Source organism: Nonomuraea sp. B19D2 (genome assembly GCF_040137845.1).
Classification (GTDB): Bacteria; Actinomycetota; Actinomycetes; order Streptosporangiales; family Streptosporangiaceae; genus Nonomuraea.
In genome coordinates this window covers 1-19,493 of record NZ_JBEFAK010000051.1, presented here as the reverse complement: position 1 = coordinate 19,493, position 19,493 = coordinate 1, and the positions used below count along the sequence as shown (strand labels likewise).

General features: G+C 68.7%; 16 protein-coding genes and 4 pseudogenes. 8 read left to right on the top strand and 12 right to left on the bottom strand.

Annotated features, from left to right (window positions below; translation table 11 throughout):
• Window positions 1-8: 8 nt before the first annotated feature.
• The 4 genes from ABN273_RS49555 to ABN273_RS49540 form a co-directional block, all read right to left on the bottom strand.
• Window positions 9-1,001: a LacI family DNA-binding transcriptional regulator gene (locus tag ABN273_RS49555; RefSeq protein WP_349456631.1), complete on the bottom strand. Its 993-nt coding sequence runs from the start codon at window positions 999-1,001 to the stop codon at window positions 9-11.
• Window positions 1,002-1,091: 90 nt separating this feature from the next.
• Window positions 1,092-1,991, bottom strand: coding sequence for a carbohydrate ABC transporter permease (locus ABN273_RS49550; RefSeq protein WP_349456630.1), 900 nt, complete (start codon window positions 1,989-1,991; stop codon window positions 1,092-1,094).
• Window positions 1,988-2,887, bottom strand: a complete 900-nt coding sequence (locus ABN273_RS49545) for an ABC transporter permease (protein ID WP_349456629.1) — start codon at window positions 2,885-2,887, stop codon at window positions 1,988-1,990. The genes ABN273_RS49550 and ABN273_RS49545 overlap by 4 nt, the downstream gene beginning before the upstream one ends.
• Window positions 2,884-4,542, bottom strand: a complete 1,659-nt coding sequence (locus ABN273_RS49540) for a type 2 periplasmic-binding domain-containing protein (RefSeq protein ID WP_349456628.1) — start codon at window positions 4,540-4,542, stop codon at window positions 2,884-2,886. The genes ABN273_RS49545 and ABN273_RS49540 overlap by 4 nt, the downstream gene beginning before the upstream one ends.
• A 178-nt stretch (window positions 4,543-4,720) precedes the next feature.
• On the opposite strand from ABN273_RS49540, the gene ABN273_RS49535 reads away from it, so the two are divergent.
• Window positions 4,721-7,435 (top strand): glycoside hydrolase family 3 C-terminal domain-containing protein, encoded by a 2,715-nt coding sequence (locus ABN273_RS49535; RefSeq protein ID WP_349456627.1) that lies wholly within the window; start codon window positions 4,721-4,723, stop codon window positions 7,433-7,435.
• A pseudogene (locus tag ABN273_RS49530) lies at window positions 7,330-7,713 on the top strand (recombinase zinc ribbon domain-containing protein); the annotation flags it as partial. The gene ABN273_RS49535 and the pseudogene ABN273_RS49530, both read left to right, overlap by 106 nt.
• Before the next feature lie 20 nt (window positions 7,714-7,733).
• Here the strand turns inward: ABN273_RS49530 and ABN273_RS59980 are convergent.
• Window positions 7,734-8,114 (bottom strand): helix-turn-helix domain-containing protein, encoded by a 381-nt coding sequence (locus ABN273_RS59980; protein ID WP_502911271.1) that lies wholly within the window; start codon window positions 8,112-8,114, stop codon window positions 7,734-7,736.
• 11 nt (window positions 8,115-8,125) lie between these two features.
• On the opposite strand from ABN273_RS59980, the gene ABN273_RS49525 reads away from it, so the two are divergent.
• The 3 genes from ABN273_RS49525 (at window position 8,126) to ABN273_RS49515 (ending at window position 11,817) form a co-directional block, all read left to right on the top strand.
• The gene (locus ABN273_RS49525; RefSeq protein ID WP_349456625.1) at window positions 8,126-10,201 is read left to right on the top strand and encodes a hypothetical protein; all 2,076 of its coding nucleotides are present in this window, start codon (window positions 8,126-8,128) and stop codon (window positions 10,199-10,201) included.
• On the top strand, window positions 10,198-10,497 hold the full coding sequence (locus tag ABN273_RS49520; RefSeq protein WP_349456624.1) for a beta propeller repeat protein: 300 nt from the start codon (window positions 10,198-10,200) through the stop codon (window positions 10,495-10,497). The genes ABN273_RS49525 and ABN273_RS49520 overlap by 4 nt, the downstream gene beginning before the upstream one ends.
• 108 nt (window positions 10,498-10,605) lie before the next feature.
• Window positions 10,606-11,817, top strand: coding sequence for an alpha-L-fucosidase (locus tag ABN273_RS49515; protein ID WP_349456623.1), 1,212 nt, complete (start codon window positions 10,606-10,608; stop codon window positions 11,815-11,817).
• 338 nt (window positions 11,818-12,155) lie between these two features.
• On the opposite strand, the gene ABN273_RS59975 is transcribed toward ABN273_RS49515, so the two are convergent.
• The 3 genes and pseudogenes from ABN273_RS59975 to ABN273_RS49505 all read right to left on the bottom strand — a co-directional run bounded on the left by ABN273_RS59975 (window position 12,156) and on the right by ABN273_RS49505 (window position 13,915).
• The gene (locus ABN273_RS59975; RefSeq protein ID WP_502911270.1) at window positions 12,156-12,527 is read right to left on the bottom strand and encodes a transposase; all 372 of its coding nucleotides are present in this window, start codon (window positions 12,525-12,527) and stop codon (window positions 12,156-12,158) included.
• Window positions 12,528-12,889: 362 nt separating this feature from the next.
• Window positions 12,890-13,345, bottom strand: a pseudogene (locus ABN273_RS59970) (IS110 family transposase); the annotation flags it as partial.
• A gap of 327 nt (window positions 13,346-13,672) precedes the next feature.
• The gene (locus tag ABN273_RS49505) at window positions 13,673-13,915 is read right to left on the bottom strand and encodes a hypothetical protein (RefSeq protein ID WP_349456620.1); all 243 of its coding nucleotides are present in this window, start codon (window positions 13,913-13,915) and stop codon (window positions 13,673-13,675) included.
• 11 nt (window positions 13,916-13,926) lie between these two features.
• Between ABN273_RS49505 and ABN273_RS49500 the strand changes: the two are divergent.
• Window positions 13,927-14,079, top strand: a pseudogene (locus ABN273_RS49500) (integrase core domain-containing protein); the annotation flags it as partial.
• A gap of 77 nt (window positions 14,080-14,156) precedes the next feature.
• Here ABN273_RS49500 and ABN273_RS49495 read toward each other — a convergent pair.
• The 3 genes and pseudogenes from ABN273_RS49495 to ABN273_RS49485 all read right to left on the bottom strand — a co-directional run.
• Window positions 14,157-15,980, bottom strand: a complete 1,824-nt coding sequence (locus ABN273_RS49495) for a glycoside hydrolase family 127 protein (protein ID WP_349456619.1) — start codon at window positions 15,978-15,980, stop codon at window positions 14,157-14,159.
• A gap of 58 nt (window positions 15,981-16,038) precedes the next feature.
• Window positions 16,039-16,182: a hypothetical protein gene (locus tag ABN273_RS49490; protein ID WP_349456684.1), complete on the bottom strand. Its 144-nt coding sequence runs from the start codon at window positions 16,180-16,182 to the stop codon at window positions 16,039-16,041.
• Window positions 16,183-16,412: 230 nt separating this feature from the next.
• Window positions 16,413-16,703 (bottom strand): annotated as a pseudogene (locus ABN273_RS49485) (IS701 family transposase); the annotation flags it as partial.
• Window positions 16,704-17,272: 569 nt separating this feature from the next.
• On the opposite strand from ABN273_RS49485, the gene ABN273_RS49480 reads away from it, so the two are divergent.
• Together ABN273_RS49480 and ABN273_RS49475 are read left to right on the top strand one after the other, a co-directional pair.
• Window positions 17,273-17,845 (top strand): TetR/AcrR family transcriptional regulator, encoded by a 573-nt coding sequence (locus ABN273_RS49480; protein ID WP_349456618.1) that lies wholly within the window; start codon window positions 17,273-17,275, stop codon window positions 17,843-17,845.
• A gap of 29 nt (window positions 17,846-17,874) precedes the next feature.
• A complete protein-coding gene (locus tag ABN273_RS49475) occupies window positions 17,875-19,185 on the top strand; it encodes an FAD-dependent oxidoreductase (protein WP_349456617.1) in 1,311 nt (436 codons plus the stop codon).
• A gap of 107 nt (window positions 19,186-19,292) precedes the next feature.
• Here ABN273_RS49475 and ABN273_RS49470 read toward each other — a convergent pair.
• On the bottom strand, window positions 19,293-19,493 hold a 201-nt coding region (locus ABN273_RS49470; protein WP_349456616.1), incomplete at its 5' end, for a Tn3 family transposase.

Sequence of the window (19,493 nt, the reverse complement as noted above, 5' to 3'; positions counted from 1 at the left end):
AGGTGCTCCTAGATGGGGCCGGTGCTCTCACGGATGGTCAGGGTGGGGGTGAGCAGCACGAGTTCGTTGGCGGGCTGCTCACCGCGCGCGGATGCGGAGATCCGGGAAACGACCTGCTCGACCGCGATACGGCCGAGCTCCATCGCCGAGCCGGTGACCGCGGTGAGGGCCGGGGTGTACTGCTCGGCCACGCGCTCGGGGCACAGGGCGATCACCGAGGCGTCCTCGGGGACCGTCCGTCCGCTGGTGCGCAGGAGGCTGAGGAGCGGCCCGATGGCTCCTTCGTTCTGCACGACGAAGCCGGTGGTGTCGGGTCTGTCGGACAGGATGCGGCCGAGCGCGCCCGCCGTACCCTCATAGGTTCCCTCGCACGGGCGGTGCAGGAAACGCAGACCGCGCTCCTTCGCCCGCGCGGCGAAGCCCGCGAGGGTGCGCTCGGCGTATGCGGCGTGGCGCTGGTAGGTGCCGGGGGCGTAGCCGATGAAGGCGATCTCCCGGTGCCCCAGGTCGGCCAGGTGATCCGCGCAGAGCGCGCCCGCGGCCTGGAAGTCGTTGTCGACGCAGGACAGCCCGCGGGGATCGCGAGGCATGCCGATCAGGGCCGCCTGGAGATCTCCCAGTGTCGGGATGCGCCTGTCGTCGAGTTCGACGTCCATGAGGATGACGCCGTCGGCCAGGCCGCTCGCGGCCAGCCGGCGGATTCCGTCCGGGCCCTCGTCGTTGGTGATCAGCAGGACGTCGTAGCCCTGCTTGCGGGCGGCCACGGCGACGGAGGTGGCGATGTCCATCATGACCGGCACGTACACGTCGGTGCGGAGCGGCACGGCCAGCGCGAGGATGTGCGATCGCCTGCCGGCCAGGGCGCGGGCGCCCGCGTTGGGGTGATAGCCGAGCGCGGCCACCGCCTGCTCGACCCGCCGCCGGGTCTCGGCGGATACGGGGCGTTTGCGGCTGAGCGTGTAGCTGACCGTGCTCGGGGAGACGCCCGCGGCCTTCGCCACGTCTGCGATGGTCGCCAGCCCTCCTCCGTCGTGTCGGCGACCAGGTCGCTGTGCTGATTGGGCGCCCTCGCTGCGCTCGGTCGCCATGCCTCAGCCCTTGATGGCGCCGGTCAGGACGCCGGTGCGGAAGTGTTTCTGGACGAACGGGTAGACGATCACGAGCGGCACCAGGGTCAGGACCACCACGGCCATCTGCAGCGAAAGCGGGGCGGTCTGCGCGTGCTCCATGCCGAAGCCGGCGTTGACCGAGCCGGGCATGCCGACGCCGCGGTTGACGTAGGTCAGCAGCACATACTGCAGCGGCCACTTCTCACTCTCGGTCGGCATGTAGAGCATGACGTTGAAGAATGAGTTCCAGTAGCCGACCGCGTAGAACAGGGAGATCACCGCGGTCACCGCCCGCGAGGTGGGCAGGACGATCGACCAGAGGATCCGCCACTCGCTGCCGCCGTCGATCCGGGCCGCGTCGATCAGCTCGGCCGCGGTGCTGGAGTAGAAGGAACGCAGGATCAGGATGTTGAAGACCGAGACCGCGCCAGGCAGGATCAGCGCCCACCACTGGCCATACCCGCCCAGCCCGGTCACCACCAGGAAGGTCGGGATGAGGCCGCCGCTGACGAACATCGTGATGATCAGCAGGACCAGGATGAACCGGTGCCCGAACGAGTCCGACCGCGACAGGCCGTAGGCGCACAGGATCGAGACCACCATCGAGATCGCCGTGCCGACAATAGTGATGCCGAAGCTCACCAGCAGGGCGGTGCGGACAGTGGAGTCGGTCAGCATCTCCTCGTAGGCCTCGAAGGTGATCCCGTCGGGCCAGATCACCAGGCCGCCGGCCCGGTTGATGGCGCCCTTGGTCGACAGGCTGGTCAGCACGACGATCCAGAGCGGGACCAGCACCATGAGCAGCACCCCGCCGAGGGTGAGGCCCTTGGCCGACTGGCCGGCCAGGGTCGGTGGCTCCTGCCAACTTGGTCGTTGCGTCATTTCCGGTACAACCCGTCCTCGCCGAAGGAGTGCGCCAGCTTGTTGGCGCCCCAGATGAGCAGGAGCGAGATCACGCTCTTGAAGAGCCCCGCCGCCGCGCCGAAGCTGTAGTTCGTCGTGGCGATGCCGTAGTAGAAGGCGTAGGTGTCGAGCACCTCGGCGGCGTCGTGGCCGACCGCCTCACGCTGGATGAGGAACTGCTCGAAGCCGACGGACAGCGCTCCGCCCAGGCGGAGCACCAGCATGAGCACGATCACCCCGCGCAGGCCCGGCAGGGTGATGTGCCACATCCGCCGGAAGGGTCCGGCGCCGTCGGCGGCCGCCGCCTCGTACAGGCCGGGGTTGATGGCGGCCAGCGCGGCCAGGAAGACGATGATCCCCCAGCCCGCCTCCTTCCACACGCCCTGGAAGGTGACCAGGAGCGCGAAGGTGTCCGGATTGGTCATCACGTCCCAGGTACCGAGGTTGTGCGAGCGCAGGAACTGGTTGAGCGCGCCCGCGCCGCCCAGCATCTGCTGGAAGATCGTGATGACCAGCACCCACGAGAAGAAGTGCGGCAGGTAGACCACGGACTGGACGAAGTTGCGCACCCGCTCGCTGAGCACCGAGTTGAGCAGCATCGCCAGCGCGATCGGGATCGGGAAGAACAGGATGAGCTGCACGAAGCTCAGGTAGAGCGTGTTGGTCAGCGAGTCCCAGAAGCGCGAGTCGGCGAAAAGCTGCTGGAACTGGTCCAGGCCGGCCCAGTCGCTGTCCCAGATCCCGATCAGCGGGTCGTAGTACTGGAAGGCGGTGATGACGCCGACCATCGGGACGTAGTTGAAGATCAGCAGCAGGACGACTGCCGGCACGACCATGATCAGCAGTGATCGGTCGCGGAGAAGTCTCTCTTTCACTGGCCCGTGCCGTACTTGTTGAGCACGTTCTCGGTCATCCACCCCTTGAGCCGGTCGAGTCCGCTCTTCTTCCAGGAGTCGATGACCGACTTGACCTCGGCGACCGTCTTCTTGCCGCGAACGCAGCTGACGATGGCGTCGTCGATGGCCTGCGAGGTGTTCAGCAGGGCGATCTGCTGCGGCATGCTGATGTTCATGCTCCAGAACGCCGGCTTGTAGAGCGCGTTGACATTGGCGGCCTGCCAGGCGGCGTAGTCCTTGGTGACCTGGTCGGCTCCGAGGTTGCTGATCACCCCGGTGGGTCCGGTGAGGAAGGGGAAGGTCGCCGCCTGGACGAACTTCTTGCCGTCCTCCGTGGCCGCCGGCACCCCGTTCTTCATCGTGTAGTGGACGCCCTCCACCCCGAAGGTGATCAGCTTGTACTCCGCCGAGCCGTACGGCGCCGCCAGGTAGTTGGCGATCGCCAGGCATTCCTCGATCTGCTCCGGCTTCAGCTTGATGTTGAGATAGCTCACGATGCTGGTCGTGGGGCCCAGGAACATCCGCGCGGGGCTCTGACCGTCGTGGGAGATGTAGTTGAACGCGCCGCGCCGGTAGTTCTTCTCGGCCGCGACCCCCGACTGGTAGTCGCCCAGGTTCCAAGCGCCGGTGCCGCCGCCCTGGATCAGCTCCTTGCCCGAGTAGAAGCGGGCGTTGCTGTTGGCGTTCTGGCCGGCCAGGGCGTCCGGGTGCACGTAGCCCGACTTGGCCAGCTGGTAGTGCCATTCGAGCGCCTCCAGCAGCTGCGGCAGCTCGTACTTGTGCAGCAGCTTGCCGCCCTCGACCTTCCAGTTGGGCGGCAGGTCCCAGGAGAAGGCGAGGTAGGTGTAGACGTCGCCGAAGGCCCACACGCCACGCTTGGCGTCGGTCAGCTCCTTGCCCAGGCTCAGGTAGTCGGCCACGGATTTGACCTGGTCTGCGGTGATGCCCTTGGCCTCCAGGATGTCGCGCCGGTAGAAGATGGCGCCGGCGACGGCGAAGTTGTAGGCCGAGCCGGGGATGCCGTAGAGCTTGTCGCCCCACACGCCGGCCTGCCAGGCGCCGGTGGGGATGGCGGCGAGGTTGGGATACTTCTTGACCTTGTCACCGGCCAGGTACGGAGTCAGGTCGGCGAGCTGGGTGCCGACCAGCCGGTCGGTACCGAACTTGGCGTTCCACCAGCTGGGGAGCTGGATCCAGTCGGGCAGCTTCTTGGCCGCCGCCATCGGCGTGACGATGGTGTCGTAGTTGGCGCCGTCCGCCGGCTTCATGGTGAGGGTGGCGCCCAGCGCCTTGTTCATGGCCTGGTAGAAGGAGTTGTTCGCGGGCGGAACCGTGCCCCAGAGCGGGGTGATCGCGGTGTAGCTGCCGCCCTTGCCCGGCACGCCGGTGACGGTGGCGACCGGGTTGGCCGGGTAGCTCAGGAAGCCCGGATCGGTCATGGCCCCGCCCGAGCCGGCGACGGAGGCGATGTCCGGCTTGACGGCGGTGCTCGGCACGTGGGCGGGGAGCGCGGCCTTGAGCCCGGCCTTGGAGTTCGTGCCGACCTTCTGTGCCGACCGGGGAGTGTTGCTGCTGCAGGCGACGAGCAGGGGGGTCATCGCGGCTGCGCCGAGGAAGCCTCTGCGGTTCAACATGGGGGGTTGCCCTTCGAAGCGCTTCAATGTTGCCGCGAGACTAATGACCTGTTTCGGAAGACGCAAGGGCAAGCGTTAAGAGAAACTTTCCATTTTGTTAGCGTTGACATTGTGTCGCGGGCGTGTCAGCGTCGATGCGCTTCGATCTCTTCGACCTTTCTGTCTGTGAGCATGCCCTGTGAGCGATACGTTTCCTCTAAACGATCCGGCGCTGCCGGTTGGCAAGCGCGTCGACGACCTGCTCGGGCGGTTGACGCTCGACGAAAGAATCGCGATGCTGCATCAGTACGCGCCCGCCCTACCGCGTCTGGGCGTGGCCCCCTTCCGCACCGGCACCGAAACCCTGCACGGCGTGGGATGGCTGGGTGTGGCGACGGTGTTCCCGCAGGCGGTGGGCCTGGGGGCGACGTGGGATGAGGATCTGGTACGGCTGGTCGCCGAGGCCGTCTCCGTCGAGCTGCGCGCCTTCCACCGGCACCGCCCGCCCGCGATCGGTTCCGGCGCCAACAGTCTGCAGGCGTGGGCGCCCGTGGTGAACCTGCTGCGCGACCCGCGCTGGGGACGTAACGAGGAGGGCTACTCCGAGGACCCGGTGCACACCGCGCGGCTCGGTGCTGCCTACTGCCGGGGACTGGTCGGCGACCACCCGTCCTACCTGCGCGCCGCGCCGGTGCTCAAGCACTTCCTGGCCTACAACAACGAGGACGACCGGTGCGTCACCTCCTCCGGCGTGCGCCCCCGGGTGCTGCGGGAATACGACCTGGCGGCATTCCTGCCGATCGTCGCCGGGGGCCTGGCCACCGGCGTGATGGCCGCCTACAACCTGGTCAACGGGCGTCCCTGCCACGTCAGCCCGCTTATCGAGACCGAGCTGCGGCGGCTGAACCCGGACCTCTTCGTGGTCAGCGACGCCGAGGCGCCCTCCAACCTGGTCGAGCTGGAGCACTACTTCGACGACCACGCCGAATCCCACGCCGCCGCGCTCAAGGCCGGCATCGACAGCTTCACCGACCACGGCGAGGAGAGCGAGGTGGTGATCGGACGGCTGCGGGAGGCGCTGGAACGCGGGCTGATCGACGAGGACGACGTCGACCGCGCCGTGCGGCGGCAACTTGCGCTGCGAGTCCGGCTCGGGGAGTTCGACCCCGATCTCGACCCGTATGCGGACATCGGCCCCGAGGTGATCGACTGCGCCGAGCACCGGGCTCTGGCCCTGCGCGCCGCGACCGAGTCGGTGGTGCTGCTCAAGAACGACGGTCTGCTGCCCTTGGCCGGCACCCCTCGCGTGGCCGTCATCGGGCCTCTGGGAGACACCCTGTTCGAGGACTGGTACAGCGGCACCATGCCGTACCAGATCAGCGTCGCCGCCGGGCTGGAGGAGGCGCTCGGCGAGGTCGTCCGCGTGGAGGGCTGCGACCGGATCGCGCTGCGCTCGCGCTCGGGTGCCGAGCTGGTCGCCGATGTCACCGACTGGGGCGCCGGGATGCTGACGTTGCGCAATCCCGACACCGGCCGCTACTACAGCCTCCAGGAGGACGGCTCCCTGGCCGCCGACCGGGAGGTGATCAAGAGCTGGTTCGTCAACGAGACCTTCCACCTCGAACCCGCTCCAGGCGGCGTGCTGCTCCGCAACGTCCGCACCGGCCGCTACGCCGCGGCCGACGGCCGCTTCACCGCCTCATCCGCCGCCGACGCCGAGTGCTACGAGCGCGAACTGCTCCACGACGGTACGGCCCAGGCCCGCGCCGCCGCCGTTGCCGCGGACGTGGCCGTCGTGGTGCTGGGCAATCACCCGCTGATCAACGGCCGCGAGACCGAGGACCGCCGGGACCTCGCGCTGCCCGAGGGGCAGGAGGCTCTGCTGCGCGCGGTCGCCGAGGTCCGCCCCGAGACCGCGCTCGTGGTCATGAGCAGCTACCCCTACGCCCTGGACTGGGCCGATGAGCACCTGCCCGCCGTGGTGTGGACCTCACACGGCGGGCAGGAGACCGGCAGGGCGCTGGCCGCCGTGCTGCTCGGCGCGGCCGACCCGGGCGGGCGGCTGCCGCAGACGTGGTACCGAGGCGAGCTTCCCGATCCCCTGGACTACGACATCATCAAGGCAGGCTGGACCTACCAGTACCACCGGGCCAACCCGCTGTATCCCTTCGGCCACGGGCTCTCCTACACCGAGTTCGCCTACAGCGACCTGCGGGTCTCCTCCGAGGAGGTCTCGGTGAGGCTGACGAACACAGGGAGCAGGCCGGGATCGGAAGTGGCGCAGCTCTACGTCCGCGCGTTGAACGCCCGCTACGAAGCGCCCCGGCTGCGGCTCGCCGACTTCCGCAAGGTCTCGCTGTCTCCCGGCGAGAGCCGCGAACTCATCTTCCGGCTGTCAGCCGAGCACCTGGCTCATTGGGACGTGGCCACCGGCGATTTCGCCGTGGACCCCGGCGACTACGAAGTGCTGGTGGGCCGCTCCGCCGGTGAGCTGGTTCTCGGGACGACGATCGCCGTGGACGGTTCCGTCCCCGGGCCCCGCGCTGTCGTCGACCGGCGCACCTCGGCCGCGGACTTCGACGACTACACGGGCATCACCCTGGTCGACGCCGGCCGTACCACCGGAGACGCGGTCGCGCCCGCACGCCACGACCATCCCGCGACGCTGCTGTTCCGCTCCTGCGATCTGACGGGCGCGGTCCGGGTCGAAACCGAGGTCGCCGCCCTGGGCGAGGGGCGGCTGGAGGTCTGGGCCGGCGAGGTGCTGCTGGCGGAGATCCTGCTCCCGCCGACCGGGGGCCGGTACGCCTGGGTGAGCGTCGCAGGCGACCTGGGCTCACCCCTGGCGGGCGTCCACGACCTGCGGATCACGCTGCGGGGCGACGTCCGCCTCGCGACCTTCCTCTTCACCTGAACAGGGGGCACGCGCATGGAAACGATCACCTGGAAGCGACGCGAAGACGGCGTCACCCTGACGGCCGACGGGTCAGCCGTGCGACGGTCATCACCGAGTCCGACTGTCTGCTGTCCGGACTCATCCGCTGTCAGCACTGCGGCAAGGCCCGCATCGGCGCCGCCACCCACGGCTGGACCGAACGATACCGCTACCACGTGGGCTTATCCCGCCAGCGCTTTAGCAAGGCGACCTGCGCCGCCGACCGCATCCCCGCTGACCAGGCCGAAGGCGGCATCCTCGACGCCCTGCCGGCCAGCTACGAAGACAGCAACCTGGTCATCCGCGCCGCTGAAGCCGCCGCCCGCGCCAACGAAGGCCTGAGCGGCAAGGAACTGCCGCCAGGTCGGCCCAGCCCGACGGGGCGCCGGATCGATACCGCCGCGTGCAGAATCTCCCACACCGTGGAGGCCGCGATCGTGTAGCCCAGACGGGCCAACTCGCCCTGGATCCGCCGATGACCCCAGGTCGGGTTCTCCCGCGCCATCCGCACGATCAGCGCCTTGACCGGCCGGCGAGCGCGACGGCGTCCCGGCCGTGGTCTATCGGTGAAGGTCCATTCATCTAGGCCGTGCCAGGCGATGGTCGTGTGCCGCGCAAGTCGAAGACCAACCTCTCGTACCTGTCGTATGCATCGCAAAGGAGAACATCATGCGACGACGTACGTTCATCGCCTCCCTCGGCGCGGCCGCGGTCGCGGCCGGTGCCCTGCCCGTCCCGGCCTTAGCCAAGCCCGGCCGGCAACCCAAGGACGCATACATCTGGAAGAACGCCGTCGTCAACGGCGGCGGGTTCGTACCTGGCATCATCTTCAACGAGACCAAGCCGAACCTGATCTACGCCCGCACCGATGTCGGCGGCTGCTACCGGTGGCAGGAGGACTCTCGGAGCTGGAAGCAACTGCTCGACTGGGTCGGCCGCGACAACTGGGGCTACTACTACGTGGTCTCCATGGCCACCGACCCGGTCGAGACCAACCGCGTCTACGCCGCGGTCGGCGCATACACCACCGACTGGGACCCCAACAACGGCGCCGTCCTCTACTCCGACGACTACGGCGACACCTGGGGCATCGCCGAACTCCCCTTCAAGCAGGGCGGCAACATGCCCGGCCGCGGCATGGGCGAGCGCCTGGCCGTCAACCCGGCCGACAACGCGACCGTGTACCTGGGCGCCCCCAGCGGGAACGGGCTGTGGCGCTCGACCGACTACGGCCGCACCTGGTCCGCGGTCGCGAACTTCCCCAACCCCGGCAACTTCGTCATCAACCCCAACGACCCCTACCACGCCGACAACCAGGGCGTGATCTGGATCGACTTCGACCAGATCGGCGGCAAGATCTACGTGGGCGTGGCCGACCCGGACGACCCGCTCTACGTGTCCAAGGACGGCGGCGCGACCTGGCAGCCCGTCCCCGGAGCGGCCGCAGCGCTCGGCGACTGCGACGGCAACCGCACCATCCCCAAGCAGTCCGCAGTGGATAACACAAACGGCTACCTGTACATCATCACCAGCCATGACCCCGGCCCGTACAACGGCGCGCCCTCCTCGGGCAACGGCGGCAAGATCCAGAGGCTGGCGACCCAGACCGGCGAATGGATCGACATCACCCCCGCCTATAACCCGAAAGGCCCGATCCCCGGCTTCGGCGGTGTGACCGTCGACCGCCAGAACCCCGGCACGCTCATGGCGTCCACGTGCAACAACTGGTACCCCGACGAGATCCTCTACCGCTCCACCGACTCCGGGCAGACCTGGCAGCTCAGCTGGGACTACGCCGAAGGCACCGACCGCACCGACCGCTTCGTCATGGACAGCACCAACGCCCCGTGGCTGTCGTGGAACGGCACCGACCAGGGACCCGCATACGCGGTCAAGCACGGGTGGATGATCGAGGCCCTCGCGATCGACCCGCACAACTCCGACCGCATCATGTGGGGCACCGGCGCCATGATCTGGGGCACCGAGGAGCTGACGCGGTGGGACACCCACGGCGAGCTGATCGGCCATAACGAGGCCGGCGAGCGGATCGCCCTGCCCATCGAGCGGTTCACCGTCGGCGTGCGGGCCCAAGGCGTCGAAGAGACCTGGGTCCGCGACATCGCCGCCCTCGGCGGCACCCTCGTCTCCGCCATGGGCGACGTCAGCGGCTTCGTCCACACCGACCTCGACCGGGCCGGGCCGATGATCCGCTCCGGCTGGGCCGGCAGCAGCCTCGACTACGCCCAGTCCAACCCGGACGTCATCGTCGGCAGCGGCGAAGTCAACGCGGACGTGGACGCTCACGTCATCGTCTCCACCGACCGCGGCAAGACCTGGAAGTCCGCAGCGCGACTCGAAGGCGTCCCGGGCGGCGGCTCCGGCGTCGTCGCGATCACCGCCGACGCAGCCGCAGTCCTGTGGTCCCCAGCAACACCGACATCACCCCGGTCTACAGCACCGACCTGGGCGCGACCTGGAACCCGGTCCAGGGCCTCCGGGCAGGGGCCCGGATCCGGTCCGACCGTGTCAACCCGTCGGTCCTGTACGCCTTCTCCGGCGGCACGTTCTACCGCAGCACCGACGCTGGCGCGACGTTCTCCGACACCGGAGCGACCGGCCTGCCCGCCGAAGGCGTCGACGACTTCAGAGTCGTCCCCGGCCGCGAGGGCCACGTCTGGCTCGCCGGGCGCAGCGACAAAGCGGAGATCGCAACCGGCTTGTGGCGCTCCGAGGACGGCGGCGTGACCTGGGAGCGCATCAGCGCGATCGACTTGGCGATCGGGGTCGGCTTCGGCAAGGCCGCGCGCGGTTCACGGCATGAGGCGAAGCGCGGGGGCTACCCGGCGATCTACACCTCGGCCACGGTCGCAGGCCAGGACGGCATCTTCCGCTCGACCGACGGCGGCGCCACTTGGGTGCGCATCAACGACGACGACCACCAGTGGGCCTTCGCGGGGTCCGCTATCACCGGCGACCCGCACATCTTTGGCCGCGTCTATCTGTCAGCACGCGGCGTGATCTACGGTGACATCGCTGACTGACGAAGCAGGCCGCCCCGCGCGACGCGGGGCGGCCTCCAAGCCGAAGGCCGGCGCCAGCGGCCACATTCGGCCTGACTGGATTGAATACCACGTTAGGGAGAGCTGATCATGACCGGAACCCGCCGCGAGAGCCTGCCCGGATGGGCGAAGGAGGCGAGCCTGGGCATTTTCATCCACTGGGGACCGTACGCGGTTCCCGCCTGGGCCGAGCCGGAACACGTGGCAGGCGAGCCCGAGCCCGAAGGCGGGTGGTTCAAGCACTCCTCCTATGCCGAGTGGTACGCGAACACGATCCGCATCGAAGGGTCGCCGGCGGCGGCGCACCATGCCGAGGTCTACGGGTCGGCGCCTTACGAGGACTTCCTCGACCAGTGGAAGGCCGAAGCTTACGACCCCGCCGCATGGGCGCGGTTGTTCCGGGCACTCGGGGCGCACTACGTCGTGCCCGTCACGAAGCACCACGACGGGGTGACACTGTGGGACGCCCCCGGCAGCGAGGGCTTCAACACCGTCGACCGCGGCCCGAAGCGCGACCTGCTCGGCCCGCTCGCGGAGGCCGTGCGTGCGGAGGGTATGCGCTTCGGCGTCTACTACTCCGGCGGCCTCGACTGGTCGATCACCGACAACCCGCCGATCGTGGAGGTCGACGACATCTGGCGATTCCGCCCCAACGACGCAGCCTACGCCGCCTACGCCACCGCGCACGTCCGGGACCTGATCGACCGCTACGCGCCCTCCGTGCTCTGGAACGACATCGAATGGCCCGAGGCGGGCAAGGAAGACGGCTCGCTCGTCGACCTGATCGCCTACTACCGCGACGCGGTCCCCGACGGGATCGTGAACGACCGATGGGGCGCCGACGTCTGGGACTACCGCACGAGCGAGTACTCGATGCACGCCGACCACGAGACCGGCACCGGCTGGGAGCATAACCGCGGACTCGGATCCTCCTTCGGCTACAACCGTGTTGAGGACGAATCGCTCACCCTCAGCCCCCGCGAGCTGGCGAAGCACTACGCGGACGTGGTCTCCCGTGGTGGCCGGCTGCTGCTCAACGTCGGACCCGATGCCTCCGGCCGCATCCCCGACGTCCAGCTCCGCACTCTCGAAGGCGCGGCCGCATGGATGACCGGGGTGATGCCGTACACCACCGACCGGCGGTTCCCGAGTGACGCTGAAGTCACCGTGTCCGGCGAGGCTGACAACTGGTACCGGACCTGGGCGAGCGGCGACAAGCTCGTCGTGATCGCCGACCGGCCCGAAGCCGTCCGCGTCACCGCGCCAGGCTACGAGACCGTGGCCATCGCCCTGCCCGAATAGGAGCGGTGAATAGGGCCGCCCGCTGCGACGCGCTCCGCGTTTCCGGCCTCGCCAGTCAGACCCCGGTCCGTCGGCGGGGCTCTACGCCCCGGGTGGGGACCGGTCCCGCATCCGCGCTCATCCCGGAAGGACACCATGAAACGCTCACTTGCGTGCTATCAGGTGGCGATGCCAGCGCAAGCTTGTCGCCGGGGCGACCGAAAACACCTCCACCCATCGGCGGCGACGCCCCTGACCCCCATTCAACGCAACAAAACCACGACACACCGATGAAGCGCCGACAGACCGCGTGAACGGCTTGCCCAGGTCAACGAGATTCCTGAGTCAACCTCTCTCTGCTAGGGATGACGTTTTGTGGTCGTTTGGTGGGTTTCGGCTTTGTAGGGTGTGCCGTCGCGCCAGCAGGCCCAGATGACGCGGATCCAGGCCCGGGCAAGGATGCGGACGGCGTGCGGGTGGCGCTTGCCACGGGCGCGTGCGGCGGCGTAGATCTCGGCTGCCCATGTGCTGCTGTGGCGGCTGTTGTCGGCGAAGGTGGTCAGTGCTTGGCGGGCGTTGCGGTTGACCGCGACGCGGAAGCTGACGGTGCGGCTCTTGCCGGAGGCTCGGGTGACTGGGGCGCAGCCGGTTTCAGCTGCCAGGTGGTCGGCGGAGTCGGCGCGTTCGAGCATGGGGCCGATTTCGCGAATGATCTGGGCCAGGTTGACCATCCCGACGCGTGGCAGCTCGTGGAACAACTCCGCGTACGGATGCTCGTCCAGAGCCTCGGAGATCGCCTTCTCCAGATCGGTGACCCTCTCATGATGGCGCGCAGCAGGGCAACCTGGGATAGCACCAGCTGACGGACGACCGGCTGGCCTACCCGGCTGGCTGGCTTGGGCACCTGGCGCATCCGCTCCAGCAGTTCGACGGCGGGTCGACGACCGGAGTAGGCGTTGCGGCGGCAGAAAGCGGCCATTTTGGCAGGGGTGAGCTTCACGCCGTCGTTGTAGGTGGGGAAGCGCTCCAGGAAGGCCAGCGCGATCGGTGTCGCGAGCTGGGCGAAGACAGCTTTGCCGCCCGGCCAGTGCGCATCAAGGATGGCGGCGAGCTGATTGGCCGCGGTGATCCTGGCTTCGATGTGGTCGGCACGAGTCCGGATCAAGGCTTGCAGCTCGAGCGTGGCCTGGTTGGTCGGGGCCAGGACGCGCAGTTGGTGGCCGTCGGTGCGTAGGTAGTCGGCGAGTTCGAAGCTGTCACCGGCGTCGGTCTTGGCCCGAGCGGCACCCCAGCGGGGGCGGATCGCGTTGAAGGCGTTGGGGTGGATCGGCACGACCGGATGCCCCGCGGCCAGCAGCCGGTCGACGACCAGCCCTCGGGTGGTCTCGATCGCGACCGGCAACGACTCGGGGGTGCCGTGGCGCCTCAACCTGGCCAATGCCGAGGTGAGGCTGTGTTCGGTGTGTTCCAGCGCCCACCGGTCGGTTTTGGCCCCATCCGGCGCTAATACCGTGACGTCGTGACCGATATTGCCCCAGTCCCATCCCACAAACACCGGCGCTGCATCCCTTCCTACCGCAGGTCACAGACCATCTCGGTAGTGAGGGCTGCTCCCGAAACCTCGTTGGTCGGCCCTCGCTGGGGCATGTCCCTGACGCCGGTCTGCTGCCCTCGGTTCGGAGAGGCCGGCGTGATCTCACGTTGGCCGTCGAGCGGCCCGGTCGTATGGCCGTACCTCACCGGAACCGAGAGGGTCACAACCCCACCAATTAGGGCTGCGAGATCAAGGGTGCCGCAACGAGGTCGTACGCGACTCGCCAGATGAGGTCGCACCCGGACAACGGCCAACCCGTCACCTTCATCGCCGTCGCCCACCTCACCGGGCTAGGCCGCACCACCCCTCTACCGCAGCCCCAGCCTCCGCGCCGTCATCGAGGAAAACCGCCGCCGCGCCGCCACCAACGGCACCCTCACCGGCCTCCTCGAGGAAATACGAAACCTCCACACCGCCCTGGAAGCCGTCGCTGCACGCGTCCGGCGCCACGAAGAGCAACTCCGCCGACTTACTACCCGGGTCAGCTGAAAGCGTTAACCGGCCAACGCCCAGAATCAGCGTCATTAGCCGGATAATCGGCCGATAACGCCCTCGCGGAGTCGTTCAGCGCCACGCTCAAACGCGAAGTCCTGCAAGGACGCCGAACCTTCGCAACCGCGCGGGAGGCTCGGTTCCAGGTCGAACCCTGGATCCGCGGCTACAACACGACCCGGAGACACTCGTCTCTGGACTTCCGTCCGGACACGCCCGGATCGACAAGAGGCGGGTGCGCCCGCAGTGTCGGCCGCACCGGCTTCCTACTCGATCAGCTGATGGGCATCCAGACCCTCATGGCGGCCGCGCCTCTCGTGTCCCTCGACCGGAACGGCACCAGCGATATCTCGACGGGTTCGCCCTCGGGTCGAGGCGCGGCCGTCCCGTACGGCCACTCGGCAGCGCGGTCGTTGATGCGGCCGCGGACTTTGACGCGTCCGTCGCGCACTGTCAGCGGCGCAGTGGTGTTGACGGCAAGGTCCGCGAAGTCGGCTCCTTCGGGGAGGTCGACGCCCTCGACGCACCACACCTCGGGCCCGCGTTCGACTGCGGCACAGCCGCGCAAACCGTCGATGCGCGGGTCCGGATAGGTCCAGCGCGGCGCGAGCGGCAGGTCGAGGCGGATCTCGTCGCCGTGAGCGAATGCGGCGGTGACGTCGGCGAGCTCGCCAGCAGCCGCGGGGCGGGCCGTGCCGTCTGGGCTGGTTACCGTGGCGCCTTCGGCCCAGTGCGGCACTCGGAACGACACGGTGCGCTCGCCGCCGTCGTTGGCCTCCACTCGGACGATGACCGTCCCGTCGTCCGGGTAGGCGGTCGTCATGGTGAGCGCGAAGCGCGAGCCGGCCACGACCGTGTCGATCGCGGCAGGGGCGTACTGGTGGAGTTGGACGCCGCGGTCGTCGGCGGTGGCGATGTAGGCGGCGAACTGGGCGAAGGTGCGAGCGAGGTTGGTCGGGCAGCAGGAGACTTCGAACCAGTGTCCGCGGCGGCCGCCCGCGCTGAGGTGCGGGAGGGCGCCGTCGCGCGGCGGTTCGGGGTCGGCGGTGACCTGGTGGAGCGGGTTGGCGTAGAAGAACGACTTCCCGTCGGGGTCGACCGCGCCGGAGAGGACGTTCCAGGCGATCCGCTCGATCATGTCGCCGTGGCGGGTGTCGCCGGTGGCGAGGAGCAGGCGCCATGCGGTCATGACCGCGGCGACGCCGGCGCACGACTCGGAGTAGGCCTCGGCGGGGTTGAGCGCGAAGTCGCGGCCAAATGCCTCGTCCGCGTACTGGGAACCCATGCCGCCGGTGAGGTGCGTTCGGCGGGCGACGGCGCGGTCCCATTGGCCCCGCACGGCATCGAGGAGGTCGGCGTCGCCAGCCTCGATGGCTACGTCGATCGCGCCCGAGGCGAGGTAGAGGGCCCGCACGGCGTGGCCGCGCAGCACTTCGGCCTCGCGCACCGGCACGTCGTCCTGGTAGAAAACGCCCTTCTCCGGGAGAGTCTTCCGGCCGTGGCGCTCGATGAAGAGCCGGGCCTGCTCGAGGTAGCGGGCTTCGCCGGTGGCGCGCCCGAATTCGGCCAGGGCCACTTCGATTTCGGCGTGGCCGCAGATGCGTTCGTCGCCGCCGGGCCCGAACACATTGCACACGTGGTCGGCGGCGCGGCGGGCAATCGCCGTGAACGCGTCTTCACCGTGGTTGCGCAGCCGTGCGACGGCGGCCTGGAGAAGGTGGCCGAAGCAGTACAGCTCGTGGCCCCATTCGAGGTCCGAGTAGCGGGGCGGTTGGCCGGGGTTGCCGAAGGCGGTGTTGAGGTAGCCGTCCTCGTGCTGCGCAGCGCTGATGCGTGCTGTCAGCTTGACGAACCGCGCTTCGAGGCCCGCGTCTCCGGTGCGCCCGATCTCCCAGGCCATGGCCTCGGCGAGCTTATAGACCTCGGAGTCGGAGAATTGGGGGCCGGTCCGCTCGAACTCCTTCCCTTCGGCGGCGCGGTCGAAGTTGGCGGTCCAGCCGAGCGCCTCGAGCCAGTGCAGGCAGTGCTGAATGGTTCCTTCGCCGTTGACCGTCTGCCGCTTGCTCCAATGGCCGCCGTTTATTCGGACTTCGTCCATTCCCAACGGCTGCAGGGTACCGGTCGAGGGCATGACGGGTGTTCTCACTGCTTGTGCCTTACGAGGGGAGTGTGTTGATCAGGGGTTCGATGCCGCGTGTGGTGGCGCCTTCAGGAGTCCACTGGCGCAGCAGCCGGGTGTCGTGGGCCGGGTCGCACAGGCTGACTGCGACGTCTTCGGCGGGCACGTCGGTGCCCGCCACGGTCGCGGGGGCTGGTGCGGCCCGCAGCGACCGGCCGAGTGGACGGAAGTCCGCGGGCTCGGCGTCGGCCCTGTCTGGCCGGAGCCGATCCTGTGGATAGGAGGTGCACCGATTTTCTTTGATGAGGTGGAAAAACTAAAACGAAGCGTCACGCGTGTTGATCGGCAAAAGTACCGATCGAGGCGCCCGCCGTCAAGTTCTTCGGTCGCACCCTTGTCGTCGTCGACGACCAGGACCTTCACGCCGTTCCCGGTCGAGAGCCCCTCCCAGACCGCGGAGCGCACCTTGGCGCGCACCGCAGCGTCATCCCACCTCGCGCGGGAGAGCAGGTGCTGGAACCGGTACGGGTTCGGCTCCCCCGCTGCCTCGGCGAGCGTCCAGCAGTTCCGGCGCGTCGCGTGCGCCATCATCGCCTCCACCAACGATTTCGCCCGCAGACGGGACTCGATCCTGCGGAAGTGCGGTGCGCACCGCCCCAGCAGCGCATCCAGCCCTGCGCGCCACCGTTCGACCGATACCATGGCCTCGACGGCCGCCGTGTTCTCTTGTTGCGTCACAACAACAATGATCAACGGCGGCCGTCGCTCGTCCCGACCCGGTATCACCGCAGCTCACGAAGCGAACTCCAACTGGAGTACTAACTCGGCCCGGGGCTACCGGTAGTCCGTTGAATCAAGGTGGGCGGTAGAGGTGTAAGCCTTGGCCTGCGGTAACGGCGTCGATGAGGGCCTGTAACTCAGGCGGTGAGGGCGCTTTCGACCATGCTTTCCACCAGTGTGTGAGCGTGATGGCGGGGGTCAGCCAGCTGCGGACGTTGCGCAGGGTGTGGGGCCAGCTGGGTGTGGGTGGTGCCGATGGGGCGGTTTGCGGTGGCTGGGATGTCGGGCGGGTGCCCCCTCTCAAGGTTGTGGTCCGGGTCGGGGCCCCTGTCACCAAGGCGGCCCGTTTCCGGCGTATTCCGGCCGCACCCCCTCAAGCCCCCTTCGCTCAGGGCGGCCGTCGCAGCTGCCACTTCACCGGTCGAATTGACGCCGCATTGGCGCGCCTGATATTACTCCACCAACTGGTTGGTGGAGTAATGGAGGCGGACATGACGGCGACGCGGCGAGGCAGGCCACCGGCCGGTCCGGAGCGTTCGAACGCGCTGGTACAGGCGGCGTACCAATGCCTGGCCGAAGGTGGATTCGAGCGGTTTCGGATGCGGAACGTGGCCGCCCAAGTGGGCATTGACCACTCCTCGATCCATCACCACTTCCCCACCAAGCAGGATCTGGTGGTGGCGGTCGTCGACTACGCCACCCGGCAGTTCTGGTCGACCACGCCGCTCGACGGCGGCCCCGTCGAGCGCCTGCGGCACCACCTAGCCGCGCTTCGCCAGAAGGTCATCGACGAGCCCGAGCTTCACATCGTCTTGCGCGAGCTGGATCTGCGGGCCCGGCGCGACCCGCAGTTGCGAAAGATCATCGCCAGTCGGGAGGAAGGCTGGCGGAACTCGCTGCGCACTTTGCTGGGTGATGCCGCCGCTGCCGAAGCGCTGGCCCCGGGCGTCGATCCGGCGACGGGAGCGGAGTTGGTCATCGCCACCGTCAAGGGGGCGAGCCTGGCTTCCGGCCGCGCCGGCGACGTCCTCGAACTTCTCGACCAGCTACTGATCCGCGTCTGACACCCTCTGCCCCTCAGGAGGAACACCTCATGCCCACACCTACGCTCCGGGTCGTCATCGTCGGCGGCGGTATCGGCGGCCTGTGCCTGGCGCAGGGCCTGCACGCCGCCGGGATCGACGTCGAAGTTTTCGAACGCGATGCCGCACCCGATGCCCGGTTGCAGGGATACCGGCTCAACATCGAACCGGTCGGCAGCCAGGCGCTGCACGACTGCCTTCCCGCGCACCTCTGGCGCATCCTGGTGGCCACCGCCGGTGACCCGGGGCCCGGCATGGGGGTGTTCACCGAGCGGATGCGCCTGCTGATGCGCGAGGACGCCCCGCCCACAGAGCGCGACTCATCCGAACAGGCCCACGCGGTCAGCCGCGTCACGTTGCGGCGCCTGCTGCTCGCCGGTCTGGACGACATCGTCCATTTCGGCAAGGAGTTCACCAGCTACCGGCAGAACGCCGACGGCACCGTTACCGCACTTTTCGCCGACGGCACCTCGGCCACCGGCGACCTGCTGGTCGGCGCGGATGGCGCCAACTCGCGCGTGCGGCGGCAACTGCTGCCGCACGCCCGGCGATCCCCCGTACCCGGCGTCGGGATCGGCGGCAAACTCCCACTCGGCGACGGGAAGGCATGGCTGCCCAAGGAGATGACCAGCACCAAGAACATGTTCCTGCCCAAGCGGGACTTCCTGTTCACCGCGGTGTTCCGCCGCCGGGAGGCCGGCAGCGCAACCTTCGAGCGCGTCGGCGACCAGATGCGGGCCGCCGACCTGGACCCCGACCTCCTCACCCAGGACGCCAAGGACGACGACTACGTCATGTGGGCCTACGTCGCCCACCGGCGCGCGCTGCCCGCCAACCTGCTCGACACCCCGGCGGGCGGGCGCGGGCAACGGCTGCGCGAACTGGTCACCTCTCGCTTGATCGACTGGCATCCCGGCCTGCGCGAGCTGATCGCCCAGACGCCCGCCGACACCGTCGAGCGATTCGACTTCGCCACCGCCGAGCCGGTGAAGCCATGGCCAACCACCAACGTGACCGTGCTGGGCGATGCCATCCACTCCATGCCGCCGGTCGGCGGTCTTGGCGGCAATGCCGCGCTGTACGACGCCGACGCGCTGCGCCGCGCGTTGATCGCGGTCAGCCAGGGTGAAGCCGACCTGCTGCCCGCCATCGCCGAGTACGAGCGCGCGATGCTGAAGAACGGCTTCGCCGCCGTGCGAGCTGCGACCATGTACCTGCGCCTGGCCACCCTGCCCAACCGCGCGGTCCGGATCATCGCCCGGACGTTCTTCCGGCTGTGCGGCGTGCTCCCCCCGCTGCGCCGCGCGATCTTCTCGGACTGAGCATTCACGGGGCTACTTGGCGGCTCGGACACGCTCAACCGGTCAACTTGCTCAGGGGATATGTCATCCAGCAGGTTAATAGCCGCCGGCGCCGCGAAGCCGAGGGTCTACACGCCCTCCTCCTCCACCGCGTCCTCTCCATCGGGCAGGTCGGGGATCTCGCCGAGCTGGCGCAGGCCCTCGGCCGGGGCGGAGGAGGCGATGGCATAGCGGCCCAGGACGTTGAGGTGGGCGTGACCGAGCGGGCTGAGTCGGGCGGCGTCCTCGTCTTTGACCGGCACGCCGTGGGCGCGTAGCTGGTCGACCGC